Annotated in this window: 7 protein-coding genes; all 7 read left to right on the top strand. The window is 66.5% G+C overall.

Going from position 1 to position 13,338, the window contains the following annotated elements; translation table 11 throughout:
• Window positions 1-104 precede the first annotated feature (104 nt).
• The 7 genes from pepN to OU11_RS04960 all read left to right on the top strand — a co-directional run bounded on the left by pepN (window position 105) and on the right by OU11_RS04960 (window position 12,798).
• Complete coding sequence (gene pepN / locus OU11_RS04990) at window positions 105-2,714, top strand: aminopeptidase N (protein ID WP_033514870.1); 2,610 nt, start codon at window positions 105-107, stop codon at window positions 2,712-2,714.
• Between the two features lie 493 nt (window positions 2,715-3,207).
• Complete coding sequence (glmM, locus tag OU11_RS04985; protein WP_033514868.1) at window positions 3,208-4,593, top strand: phosphoglucosamine mutase; 1,386 nt, start codon at window positions 3,208-3,210, stop codon at window positions 4,591-4,593.
• A 15-nt stretch (window positions 4,594-4,608) separates the two neighbouring features.
• Complete coding sequence (locus tag OU11_RS04980; RefSeq protein WP_033514866.1) at window positions 4,609-5,265, top strand: peptide deformylase; 657 nt, start codon at window positions 4,609-4,611, stop codon at window positions 5,263-5,265.
• A gap of 97 nt (window positions 5,266-5,362) precedes the next feature.
• A complete protein-coding gene (locus OU11_RS04975) occupies window positions 5,363-6,742 on the top strand; it encodes a PolC-type DNA polymerase III domain-containing protein (RefSeq protein ID WP_033515009.1) in 1,380 nt (459 codons plus the stop codon).
• A gap of 26 nt (window positions 6,743-6,768) precedes the next feature.
• On the top strand, window positions 6,769-7,551 hold the full coding sequence (locus OU11_RS04970; protein WP_033514864.1) for a MazG nucleotide pyrophosphohydrolase domain-containing protein: 783 nt from the start codon (window positions 6,769-6,771) through the stop codon (window positions 7,549-7,551).
• On the top strand, window positions 7,538-11,347 hold the full coding sequence (locus tag OU11_RS04965) for an SNF2-related protein (RefSeq protein ID WP_033514862.1): 3,810 nt from the start codon (window positions 7,538-7,540) through the stop codon (window positions 11,345-11,347). Before OU11_RS04970 ends, OU11_RS04965 begins: the two co-directional genes overlap by 14 nt.
• A gap of 308 nt (window positions 11,348-11,655) precedes the next feature.
• Window positions 11,656-12,798: a glycoside hydrolase family 172 protein gene (locus OU11_RS04960; RefSeq protein WP_169743497.1), complete on the top strand. Its 1,143-nt coding sequence runs from the start codon at window positions 11,656-11,658 to the stop codon at window positions 12,796-12,798.
• Window positions 12,799-13,338: the final 540 nt, after the last annotated feature.

Raw genomic sequence — 13,338 nt, 5'->3', positions numbered from 1 at the left:
CCAAACCACCGCCCGCGCCGGTTCACAAGGCCGTCGCGGGCTTCCATGTCCGGCGTCCGCCGCACGGCGGATGCCATCACCCCAGCAAGCCAGAAAGGTACACAATGCCAGGAGCAAATCTCACCCGGATCGAAGCCGGGGAGCGCAAGGCCGTCGTCTCGGCGCCCATCCACTACTGGGTTTCGCTTGATCTGACCGTCGGTGCCAAGAACTTCGGTTCGGCCACCAAGGTCACGTTCGACGCACAGCCGGGTTCCTCGACGTTCCTTGACCTGATCGCCGACGAGGTGAGCGAGGTCGTGCTGAACGGCGAAAGCCTCGACCCCGCCGCCGTGTTCATCGACAGCCGCATCGAACTGAACAACCTCAAGGATCACAACGAGGTCGTCGTCAAGGCCACCTGCCAGTACTCCAACACCGGCGAAGGCCTGCACCGCAGCGTGGACCCCGCCGACGGCAACGTGTACCTGTACTCCCAGTTCGAGGTGCCGGACGCCCGCCGCGTCTACGCCGTGTTCGACCAGCCCGACCTGAAGGCCGTGTTCGACTTCGACGTGACCGCCCCGGAAAGCTGGATTGTGCTGTCGAACCAGCCGGCGCACACGGTGGAGTCCGTGGACGGCATGACCCTGGACGGCACGCTGGGCGACCGTCCGGCCGAGCGCGTCAAGCGCTGGGTGTTCGAGCCGACCGTGACAATGAGCTCCTACCTGACCGCGATCTGCGCCGGCCCGTACGCGCAGTGGCACACCGAGTACGAGAACGAGGACGGCCGCATCGTGCCGATGGGCCAGTTCTGCCGCCAGTCCCTGGCCGAGGCCTTCGCCAAGGATGTGGACTACCTGTTCGACATCACCAAGAAGGGCTTCGCGTTCTACGCCAAGACCTGGGGCATCCCGTACCCGTACGCCAAGTACGACCAGATCTACGTGCCCGAATACAACGCGGGCGCGATGGAGAACATCGGCCTGGTCACGATCCGCGACCAGTACGTGTTCGACTCCAAGGTCACCGACGCCCTGGCCGAGCGCCGCGTGGTGACCGTGCTGCACGAGCTGGCCCACATGTGGTTCGGCGACTACGTGACGATGAAGTGGTGGAACGACCTGTGGCTCAACGAGTCCTTCGCCGAGTTCACCTCCACGCTCGCCACCGCCGAGGCCACCGAATGGCATGACGCCTGGGCCACGTTCTGCTCCGGCGAGAAGAGCTGGGGTCAGAACCAGGACCAGCTGCCGACCACGCACCCGATCGTCGCCCCGATCAACGACCTGAACGACACGTATGTGAACTTCGACGGCATCACCTACGCCAAGGGCGCCTCCGTGTTGAAGCAGCTCGTCGCCTACGTCGGCCGTGAGCGCTTCTTCGACGGCATCCACCGCTACCTGACCCGTCACGCGTTCGCCAACGCCACGCTCGACGACCTGCTCAACGAGCTGGAGGCCACCTCCGGCCGCGACATGAAGGCCTGGAGCGCCTTGTGGCTCGAGCAGGCCGGCATCAACACGATCGCCGCGAACGTCGATCGGAACGAGGACGGCACCATCGCCTCCTTGACCCTGACCCAGAGTGCGCCGGCCGAGCATCCGGTGCTGCGTCCGCATCGTCTGGCCGTCGGCTTCTACAACGAGGATCCGGCCACCGGCAAGGTGGTGCGCACCGACCGCATTGAACTCGACGTGGACGGCGAGACCACCGTGGTCGAGCAGGCCGCCGGCAAGCCGTGCCCGTCGTTCCTGATGGTCAACGACGACGACCTGACCTACACGAAGCTGCGTTTCGACGCCGCCTCACTGGAGTTCGCCGTCGAGAACCTGTACCGCTTCGACGACGCGCTGGCCCGCGCCGTGATCTGGCTGGCGCTGTGGGATATGACCCGTGACGCCGAACTGCCGGCCGAGCGGTTCATCGACGCGACCCTGAAGCTGCTGGCGCACGAGACCGAGTCCACCACGTTCCGCTATGCGATCGCCTGCATGGGCACCACCGCGCACCACTACGTGGCCCCGGCCCGCCGCGACGACGTGCTGCGCCATGTGGCCGCCGAGCTGTGGACGCTGGCGAACGCCGCCGAGGCCGGCTCCGACAACCAGTTCCAGCTCGTCAACGCCTACCTGGGCTATGGCGAGGAGGGCGACGCCGAGTTCGCCGCGAACGTGCGCGGCCTGCTCGACGGCACCGTGAGCCTGGACGGTCTGGACATCGACAACGACATGCGCTGGGCGCTGATCAAGGCCCTCGCCTCCGTCAACGAGATCGCCGAGGCCGGCATCGACGCGGAGCTTGCCAAGCGCGACACCACCGCCAACCGCGAGTTCGCGATGGGCGCCCGCGCCAGCCGCGCCACCGCCGAGGCCAAGGAGTGGGCGTGGAACGAGGCCATCCGCAATGAGGAGCTGACCAACATGCAGCTCGAGGCGGTGGCCCGCGGCTTCGCCGGCGCCAAGCCGGAACTGGCCGACCCGTATGTGGAGCGTTACTTCGCCGAGGCCGATTGGATCTGGACGAACCGCACTTTCCACATGGCCGAGGCGCTGCTCGAGGGCCTGTGGCCGGTGTACGCCGACCCGGCCAAGTTGGTCGAGCAGGGCGACGCCTGGCTTGAGGCCCACGCCGACGCGGACAACGCGTTCCGCCGCATCGTGATCGGCAACCTGGAGATCGCCCGTCGCGCCCTCAAGGTGCGCGACTACAACGCCGCGCTGCAGTAAGCGGCAGGCGTATCCCCGACGCATAGGCGAGCGGCCCGGACGGTGATGACTGTCCGGGCCGCTCGCCTTTCCCCCTAATACGCGCAGTCGTGCCTAATACGCGCAGTCGCGGAACACGCCCGGCCTCTGCGGACTCTGACACTTCGTGACCGTGATCCAAGTCCAGAATCGGCTTTATTTCAACGATTGTTGAGATATGTCACGGTCACGAAGTGTCAGAGTCCGTACAGGCCGGGCGTGTTGTACCGGGCGGGCATGCCACAGGGCGCGCCTGCGGAGCTGGTGGATTCCGGCGGTGCCTTTGCGCGTATGTATATGCAAGAGGCGATTCTGTGAGATGAGGCCGCGGATGCCCTTTCCCCGAAAATGCGATGAAACGGGGCAAGCTCGGCTTCTTCGCTTGGGACACGGGCCGCAGGTTGAGTACGATGGTGCACGGTAACTGTGATGAGGGCGGCGCGCAGCCGCCGATGTGAGGAAGAGGCGTAATCCCATGCCCAAGATGTTCGGAACCGATGGCGTACGAGGATTGGCGAACCGTGACCTGACCGCGCAGCTGGCGCTCGATCTGGGCGACGCGGCGGTGCGCGTGCTGGGCGATCCCGGCACGAAGGACGACCGTCCGGAGGGGCGTCGCCGCGCGCTGATCGGCCGTGACACGCGAGTGTCCGGCGACTTCCTGGCCGCCGCGCTGTCGGCCGGCATGAGCGCCGGCGGCTTCGACGTGATCGACGCGGGCATCATCCCGACCCCGGGCGTCGCCTACCTGACCAGTGTGCTCAACGTGGAGATGGGCGCGGTGATTTCCGCCTCCCATAACCCGATGCCCGACAATGGCATCAAGTTCTTCGCGCGCGGCGGCTTCAAGCTGCCCGACGCCAAGGAGGAGGAGATCGAAGCCGTCCTCGGCCAGGACTGGGAGCGTCCGACCGGCGCCGGCGTGGGCCGCATCAGCCATGACACGACGACCGCCACCAACCTGTACATCGACCATCTGGTCTCCACCATCGCCCCGATCGGACCGGATAAGACCCAGTCCAAGCCGCTCAAGGGACTGAAGATCGTGGCCGACTGCGCGAACGGCGCCACCTCCGTGGTGGCCCCGGAGGCGCTGCGCCGCGCCGGCGCCGAGGTCGTGGTCATCAACGCCTCGCCGGACGGCTACAACATCAACAAGAACGCCGGTTCCACGCACCCCGAGCAGCTGCAGGCCATGGTCAAGGCCTCCGACGCCATGATGGGCGTGGCCTTCGACGGCGACGCCGACCGCTGCTTGGCCGTGGACGAGGACGGCAACATGGTCAACGGCGATCAGATCATGGGCATCCTGGCCCGCGCCAAGAAGAACGAAGGCAAGCTGGCGCACGACACGCTCGTCGTGACCGTGATGAGCAACCTGGGTCTGAAGCTGGCCCTGAGGGACATGGGCATCGCCACCGTGCAGACCAATGTGGGCGACCGCTACGTGCTCGAGGAGATGCTGCGCGGCGGCTACACGCTCGGCGGCGAACAGTCCGGTCACGTGATCAACCGCGAATTCGCCACCACCGGCGATGGCACCCTGACCGCGCTGACCCTGTGCCATGAGGTCATGAAGTCCGGCAAGAGCCTCAAGGAGCTGGCCGCCGACTTCCCGCAGCTGCCGCAGCAGCTGGTCAACGTGCCGAACGTGGACAAGGCCGCCGCCTCCACCAACGCCAAGGTGCAGGCCGCCGTCGAACGTGAGGAGGCGCTGCTCGGCGACACCGGTCGCGTGCTGCTGCGTCCCTCCGGCACCGAACCGCTCGTGCGCGTGATGGCCGAGGCCGCCACCCAGCAGCAGGCCGACGAGGTCTGCGCGCGTCTGGCCCAGGTCGTCGCCGACGAACTCGCCCTGTAAACGCAAGGAAGTCCGATGTTCAAAGCGAATGCCAAAGTCGATATCGAACTCAACCGCGAGGTCGAACAGCTGATCAAGACCGGCGGCAAGGACAGGATCCTGCCGATCGTGCAGATGGGCGAGCCGGTGCTGCGCCAACAGACCATGCCGTACGAGGGGCAGCTGTCCAAGCGCACGCTGACCAAACTCATCGAAGCGATGCGCGTCACGATGCTCGAAGCCCCGGGCGTGGGCCTGGCCGGTCCCCAGATCGGCCTCGGGATGGCCATCGCCGTGCTCGAGGACCATGTGCGCGAAGGCGACGAGGACGATCCGCGCGAAATCGGCGAACTGCCGTTCCACGTCATCATCAACCCCAGCTACGAGCCGGTCGGCACCGAGACCCGCAGCTTCTACGAGGGCTGCCTGAGCTTCGCCGGATACCAGGCGGTGCGCCGTCGCTGGCTGGACATCATCGCCCGCTGGCAGGACGAGGACGGCAAACGCCACGAGGAGCGGCTGCACGGCTGGCCGGCCCGCATCTTCCAGCACGAGACCGATCATCTGTCCGGCGAGGTGTACATCGACAAGGCGGAGATCCGCTCACTGAGCTCCGACGAGAACCTGGCCGATCTGTGGTGCGAGGACCCGGTGCCCACCGAGGCGGCGGAGGAACTCGGTTTCGACCTGTAGTCGGGCCGTCGGATACGGTGGGTCGGGCGGGGACGGACGTCCCGTGTTCCGGTACGATAACGGTACGACCGTTCGGGAGGAGGCTGTGATGGGCGCGATGTATGGACATGCTGACGATCGCGACTGGCTGATGCGCGCGCACGGCGATATCGACCAGTGGGCCGCGGTGATGGACGTCGACGCGGACGATCGTCCGATCGACTGGAACTGGGTGCGTACGCTCGACTTCGTACATGGCGTGGGCGTGGCCACACCGTACGACTGCGACGCGGGCGCGACTTCCGACGTACACGACCTGCTGCGCCGCGACCTGATGATCCGCGACCGTCTGGAGGCGATCCTGACCTGCTGCGACCGTGTGTTCATGACCGACTACGACCGGCTCATCCCCTCATACCGGCTGCCGAGGGCGCTCGCCTACGTGAACCGCCGCCTGAACGACGAGATCAACCTGCTGCGCGACCGCGGCGTGGCCGAGGGGTTGTGGACGGTCACCTCCGAACACCGTGAACGCGTCACCGTGCCGGTGCTGCACGCCGCCGAGGGCGCCCCCGCGGTCGACGACATCCAGGACAGGACCGCCGAGCTGGTCAACGGCCGCGCCGAACGTCGCAAGCGCGCCCGCGAGCAGCGCGGTGCCGGCGACCAGGTGCCGGTCGCCGCCGGCCTTGAGGAGGCCGCCGGTGGCACCACCGGGGCCTCGGGGACGGCGGCCGCATCCCCGATCGGTTCGGACTGGCGCGACGTCTACCTGCCGGGCCGCGGACTGGACACCGTCATGGGCGTCGACATCGAGACCACCGGTACCGATCCGCTGCGCGATTACATCATCGACGTCGGCTTCGAATACATGAACATGGTCACGCCCCGACCGCAGGATGCCCCGGCGGGCATGGCCTACGTGGAGCCCTCATATCAGGCGGGGGACGCGTACGGGCAGGCGCGTCTGGGGTTCGGCGTCACCCGGGCCAACGCATGGCATGGCAACGAAACCATCCGCAACCTGACCGGCATCGACGTGAAGATGCGTTCCAGCAGCCAGTGGCACCTGTTCGACGAATGGCCGGAGGCGCAGCGGGGCCTGCTGATGCGTCTCGAGCAGCAGCCGTTCGTGGCGCACAACGCGAACTTCGAACACCGCTTCTTCCTGCACAATGTGGAGGGGTATGCGGAAAGCTACCGGTCGGGCCATATCGTGATCATCGACACGATGCCGATGAGCCGCCGGTGGGATGAGGGCGCCGCCCCCAGCGAGGCTCACCCGTACGGCGACAACTCGCTGGAAGCCTACGCCAAGCGGCAGGGCGCGCTGTCCGAGGATTCCTCCGAACGGCATCTGGGCCTGGAGGACGCGCACATCATGCTGGTGGCCATGAAGCATCATCTGACCGCCCTGCGCGAGGCGCATCGCGGGCCGTGGGGCCCCGACGGCGTGGCCGGCACCGGCGGCAAACGTGCCAAGGGCCGTCGCTGGTAGGGTCGCCGCTGCATTAGAGTGGTGGTATGACCCAAGCCGCACATGATGGATACCGGTTGCCGGATGGATTCGAACACTGCTCGAAGCTACGCCCCGTGGTGGAGGCCGCGAGCGCATTGGACCGCGTGCGTGCCGTGGTCACCGTCCTCGCCGCGCCGGGCGGTTGCCCGTGGGCCGGCAAACAGACGAACCGCACACTGCTGAAGAATCTCATCGAAGAGACCTACGAGTATGTGGATACTGTGGAATCCGATGACCGCGAGGGCATGCGTGAGGAGCTCGGCGATTTGCTGCTGCAATCGGTGTTTCAGGGGGTGGTGTGTCAGAAGGATCCCGTGGACCCGTTCACGCTGGACGAGGTATGCGACCGCCTGGTGAACAAGCTGATCACCCGCCATCCTGCGGTATTCGCGCCGGACGCCGCCCGGGATGCCGACGATGATTCCGGACGATCGCCCGAGGATGTGCTCAAACTGTGGAATGAGATGAAACGCAGGGAGAAGCACCGCACCTCCGTGCTCGAAGGCATTTCCCAATCGCAGGGTGCGTTCCTGCGTGCCGCCAAGGTTGTCCATCGTGTCGCCGGTTCCGACCATGCGGGCCGTCTGTCCGCCGCGTTCGCTCCCGCGGTTCCGCCGACCGCGTCCGGCGGCGCTTCCGAACCGCCGACCGCCGAAGGGCTCGCTGATGATATCCTGACCGCCATTCGACGTGCCGACGCGGCCGGCATCGACATCGACGCCGCCCTGCGTAGCCGCCTGCGTGCCGTCGAGGACGAGATTGCGCGGCTGGAACATGAACTGGCGTAACTCGGTATACGGTGCGCGCAACGGAGTGGAATCCAACGTCTGGTCGTCCGACGACGGTCCGGTCTACGGCCGTGTCCCCGACGAGCTCATCCCGGAGGAACGGCTGCGCAGACTCGGCGGCAAATCCTTCTACCGCGCGCACGAGGTCATCGACTCGGGCCGCCTGCATGACCTCGGCTACGCGTACACCGACGACGGCATCACGCTGACCGCCCTGGTCGACAGCGCCGACGGCTACGCCGACGACTACAGCGTCTCTGCCCACGTGGACCAGAACGTCGACGACCTGACCGCGTCGCACTGCACCTGCCCCGCCTACGGTCGGTTCGGCGCCATCTGCAAGCACGTCATCGCCTTGATCATGGCGTACGACGAGGACCCCGACGCCTTCGAGGCGCTGGATGAGGACGGCGGCGACGCATCGCCCGCGCGCCCCCGCCCGAGCCGCGGCGCCCGGACCTCACGCCGTCTGCAGGCGTTCATGCGCGAACGCGAGCAGAGCCGACAGTCGGATATGCAGTCACGCCAGCTCACCCTGCTCAAGGAGATCGACGCGATGTCCTCATCCGGCGGCTCCGCCGGCGCGGAACAGGGCGGCGTCGCGTCCCGGCACCTGCCGATCGGCAGCGTCGTCCTGCGGCCGGAACTCCGACGGTTCGGCACATCATGGGCGGTGCGGCTCCGTCTGACGGTCCCCAGCCGGTCGGCGGCATACGTGGTCAAGGACGTTGCCGCGTTCATCGACGCGGTGCGGCATCAGGAGTTCCGAACCTACGGCCGCAAACTCGCGTTCGTGCACACCCGCGACACCTTGAGCGAGCGCTCGCGAATCATATTCGACGTTCTGGAGCGGGCCGTGCGCATCCGCGAGTCGGTGACCGGCGGCGCGCCATACTACCGTCGCGGCGCCGAGGCGGATACCGTGCTGCTGACCGGTGACGAAGCCGCCGAGCTGCTGGCGGCGTTCGTGGACGCCGACGCCTTCCTGGATTACGAGCGCCCCTACCGGATGCGGCCCGAACCGGTCCGCGTGGTGGACGGGGACCCCGACCTGGGTCTGGCGCTGGCCTGGAGCGACGATGCCGAGGGGTACGTGGCGCGGCATCGGTTGGACGTGCTGGACATTGTGGAAGGCTCGTCCGCGTCGTTTGTGGCGGTCGCGCCGTCGTTGTCCGAGAGCCTGGCGCGGCGCATGGGGCTTTCGGATGCGGCGTCCGGGGACGACCGGGTGCTGATCCACCGCTGTTCTAAGGCGTTCATGCGGGCCCGTCGGGCCATCGACGTGCTGTGCGGCACCGAACGCGGCGAGGACATGGTGGTGGCGCCGAGCGATACCGACCTGTTCATGCGCACGGTGGCGCCGCTGTTCACGCCGGTGACGACGGATGACGGGGGCAGTGGTGAGACGGATCCGGGGACGGGTGCGTCAGGCAACGATGTTCCCGGCATTCTGATCCGGCTGCCCGAGGAGATGCTGCGACTGCGGCGAGAACCCTGCGCGATCGAGATCTATCTGGACCGTGACCAGGCGGGCGTGACCTGCGACATCCGGGCGAGGTACGGCGACCGGTGGTATCACGCGTTCGAGGGCGTCCGCGAGGATGCGTCCCGGCGCGATCCCGACGCCGAACGGCTGGCCGTGGAGGCTGTGCTGCACTATTTCCCGCGTCCGAACGGGCCGCTGGCGTTCATCGAGGAGTCGGACGACGACGCGATCTGGCGGCTGCTCACCGAGGGCCTGCCGGTGATGCGCGGCCTGGGCGAGGTGTTCACCACGCCCGCGTTCGACGGACTGCTCGCCGCGCCGCGCCCGACGGTCAGGTTGGGGTTGTCGGTCAGGTCGGGGCTGGTGGAGATCTCGCCGATCGCCGACGAAATCGACCCGGATGACGTGCCGGGCCTGCTGGCCAGCTACCGGCGGCGCAAGCGGTTCCATCGGCTGCGTAACGGCGCGTTCCTGGACCTGTCCGCCGTGGATGCCGGGCAGGCGGAGGAGACGCTGTCCGACCTGGATCTGACATTGCATGATCTGGAACGCGGGCCGGTCCAGGTGCCTGCGACCAGCGCCTACTATCTGGACGCCCAGGTGGACGACGAGGCGAAGGACGAGGGCTTCCACGCCTATGTGGACGGCCTGCGCGTCGTCGATCCGCAGTCCTATGCGGTGCCGGCGTCATTGGCGGAGGTGCTGCGACCGTACCAAGTCGAGGGCTTCCGCTGGCTGAACGCGGTGTGCGACAAGGGATTCGGCGGCATCCTGGCCGACGAGATGGGATTGGGCAAAACCGTGCAGCTGCTGTCGCTGCTGGTGGCGCGGCGCGACGAGGCGCGCGCGGTGGGACCGAACCTGATCGTGTGCCCCGCGTCGTTGGTGTACAACTGGGAGGCCGAATGCCGGCGGTTCGCGCCGGGACTGCGCGTGGCCGTGGTGGCCGGGAGCAAGGCGGAGCGGCGGGCGCTGCTCGATCGGATCTGCCGGGCGCAGGTGACGCGCGGCGCTGCGGAACGGGACAACGCGGACGACGACGTCACGCTCGTCTCGCGGACCGCGACCGCGGCGCTCGCCGATGCGTCGGACGACGGCTGGCAGGGTGCGGCCACGCCGCTGCCGGAGGATGACGGGACTGCGACGGACGGCGGGCCCCTGCCGGACCTGTTGATCACCTCCTATGATCTGCTGCGCCGCGATGTGGAGGACTACCAGGGGATTGAGTTCTTCTGCATGCCCCTGGACGAGGCGCAGTATGTGAAGAACCATGCGACCAAGGCCTCCAAGGCGGTGCGGTCGGTACTGGCGCGGCACCGCTTCGCGCTGACCGGCACGCCGATCGAGAACCGGCTGGCGGAGCTGTGGAGTATCTTCGACTTCCTGATGCCCGGCATGCTGGGGTCATACCGGCATTTCCGTGAGCGGTTTGAGCAGCCGGTGCTGAGCGGCGACGAGCATGCGCAGGCCAAGCTGCAGGCGTTCGTGGGGCCGTTCATCCTGCGGCGTCTGAAATCCGATGTGCTCAAGGATCTGCCCGACAAGATCGAGAACGTCATCACCGTGCAGCTGGAGGGGGAGCAGCGCCGGCTGTATGCGGCGTTGGAGCAGCGGCTGCGCGCCTCGATCAACAAGACCCGCGACGTGGACTTCCGCAACGACAGGATCCAGGTGCTCGCCCAGCTGACCCGGCTGCGGCAGGTATGCTGCGATCCGCGGCTGGTCTACGAGAATGCGGGACAGCTCGATGCGCCGTCCGACGGCAGGCGTCGTACGACGTCGCCCTCGGCCAAGCTGGATGCGATCCAGGAGCTGGTGGAGAGCTGCCGCGACGCGGGGCGCAAGGTGCTGATCTTCTCCCAGTTCACCAGCTATCTGGACCTGATCGCCGAACGGCTGCGGTCGATCGGCATGGCCTATGACACGATCACCGGCGCCACGCCGAAGAAACGCCGGCTGGAACTCGTCGACTCGTTCAACGCCGACGACACCCCGGTGTTCCTGATCTCTCTGAAGGCCGGGAACACGGGGCTGAACCTGACCGGCGCCTGCGTGGTCATCCACGCCGACCCGTGGTGGAACGCGGCCGCTCAGAACCAGGCCACCGACCGCGCCCACCGCATCGGGCAGACGCAGGATGTGAACGTGTACCAGATCGTGGCCAAGGACACGATCGAGGAGCGCATCCTGAACCTGCAGCAGTCCAAAACCGATCTGGCGACCCGGTTCGTGGACGAGGCCTCGAGCTCCACCGGCGGTTCCATGGCCGCACTGACCCGCGAGGACCTGCTCGCGCTGCTAGGCGGCTAGCGGCGACAGCGGAGCATGGGGCGCGGGCCGAAATCCAGGGGCGCGGGCCGAATCCGGGGCACTGCCCGGAATCCGGGAGCGGTGCCGTTGTCTGGGGATGCCGCTTCGCTTGGAAATCGAATGGTCGGGTGGGGCTACGGCGTCAGCCCTGCGCCTGGCGATTCATGCTGGTCGCCCCGCCTGTGGAATCGAATGGGCGGGTGAGGCGGGACGGGCGTGGCGTCGGACACATGCCTGTATGATGGTGTCAAACCGGTTCGATGCAAGTGTCGGAACGTTTGGGCAGGGTACAAGGAGGTCTTTGCGCCATGGATACGCCAATAGGAATGCCGCCGTTTGCTATGGGCATACCGTCGGGAGCGTTGGATATGTTGACGATGCCTTCAAGCGGGCGGAGCCGTTGCATCAACGCGGAGAACCCCACCGGGGGAAAGGGTCGTGCCGCCATGGCCGCCAGCGCGTTGGGGCCCTCGCGCAAAGGCAGCCCGTGCATCCAGACCATCGCCGCCGGACAATCCGTAACCCTGATGGATGTGGAGGGTCCGGGCGTGATCCGGCATATCTGGATGACCGTGACCGACCGCACCAGCCCCACCGGCCCGGACGTGCTGCGCAATCTGATTCTGGAGTGCTATTGGGATGGCGAGGACACCCCGTCGGTGGTCTGTCCCGTCGGCGACTTCTTCTGCTGCGGGCATGCACAGGCCTGCCGGGTCAATTCGATTCCGGTGATGGTCAATCCCAATCGCGGGTTCAACTGCTACTGGGCCATGCCGTTCCGTCATGCGCGCATCGTGCTGCGCAACGACCATAACGAGGACGTGCCGGCGTTCTTCTACCAGATCGACTACACGGCGTATGACGAGCTGCCGCAGGATATGATGCGCTTCCACGCGCAGTGGCGGCGCGAACGACTCACCGAACCCGGCCGCGACTATGTGGTGCTCGACGGTGTGCGCGGGCGCGGCGCGTATGTGGGCACGTATCTGGCGCTGACCGCGTTGGAAAGCCGCTGGTGGGGCGAGGGCGAGGTCAAGATGTACATCGATGGCGATGACGAATACCCCACCTGGTGCAGCACCGGCACCGAGGACTACTTCGGCGGGGCGTGGAGTTTCGCCGCGTTCGATGAGGCGGGGCATATGCGCGAGCAGACGTACACCGGGCCGTATATGGGGTTCCCGTTCTATTCGCAGCGTCTGGTGGGGCGAGAAAGCGACTATTGGGATGTGGCGACGCCGGTGATGCGCGGCCTGTACCGCTGGCATATCCCCGACCCGATCTATTTCGAGCATGATCTGCGGGTCGAGCTCCAGCAGATCGGAGTCGATGAGTCCGGGCTGTTCGAGCGCAGCGACGACGTGGCGAGTGTGGCCTACTGGTATCAGGGCGAGCCGCACGCGCCGTTCGCCGACACCATCCGCGACCGGGCATGGCGTCGCCCGCGTTGAGCGGTGGCTGTGACACCGGGAGCGTGCGGGGCTACAAGCCGAGGTGATGCGGCTTATGTGTGATCGGTGACTGTGATTGCGCCGTGGTACGGTACGGAAGCTTTTGGGCGGGGCTATCGGCGTTCTGTACCACGGAAGTGTGGTACAGAATCCGATTAAGCATGTTGGAATGGTTCCGTACCGTACCACGCCGAAATGTTGGCATCAAGGTTGTTGGGATTCTGCCGTTTTCTGATGCAGGGGCTGTTTGTGGTACGGTACGGAACCGTTGCGGCGGGATTATCGATGCTGCGTACCAAAGCAGCGTGGTACGGAATCCGATTAAGCATGTTGGAATGGTTTCGTGCCGTACTGTTATGCTGTGTCAGCGTATTGCATGGCGCTGCAGTGGCGTTCCGCGTTGCACTGCGGCGCCGCAGTCGTGCATGCACCTGGACCGAGGCTGATAAGCCAGTCGGTGCCATCTGGTGCTGTTCAGGCGGATACCGTCCAGCCGTATGTTGTTCGGCCAATGCTGTCTGGACGAGTGCTGTTGAGACG

This window comes from Bifidobacterium pullorum DSM 20433, from assembly GCF_000771405.1.
GTDB lineage: Bacteria > Actinomycetota > Actinomycetes > Actinomycetales > Bifidobacteriaceae > Bifidobacterium > Bifidobacterium pullorum.
This window is presented reverse-complemented; position numbering and strand designations above follow the sequence as displayed.

Coding starts and splice junctions, on each gene's coding strand:
- pepN (WP_033514870.1), top strand. CDS start 105: ATGCCAGGAGCAAATCTCACCCGGATCGAAGCCGGGGAGCGCAAGGCC.
- glmM (WP_033514868.1), top strand. CDS start 3,208: ATGCCCAAGATGTTCGGAACCGATGGCGTACGAGGATTGGCGAACCGT.
- OU11_RS04980 (WP_033514866.1), top strand. CDS start 4,609: ATGTTCAAAGCGAATGCCAAAGTCGATATCGAACTCAACCGCGAGGTC.
- OU11_RS04975 (WP_033515009.1), top strand. CDS start 5,363: ATGTATGGACATGCTGACGATCGCGACTGGCTGATGCGCGCGCACGGC.
- OU11_RS04970 (WP_033514864.1), top strand. CDS start 6,769: ATGACCCAAGCCGCACATGATGGATACCGGTTGCCGGATGGATTCGAA.
- OU11_RS04965 (WP_033514862.1), top strand. CDS start 7,538: ATGAACTGGCGTAACTCGGTATACGGTGCGCGCAACGGAGTGGAATCC.
- OU11_RS04960 (WP_169743497.1), top strand. CDS start 11,656: ATGGATACGCCAATAGGAATGCCGCCGTTTGCTATGGGCATACCGTCG.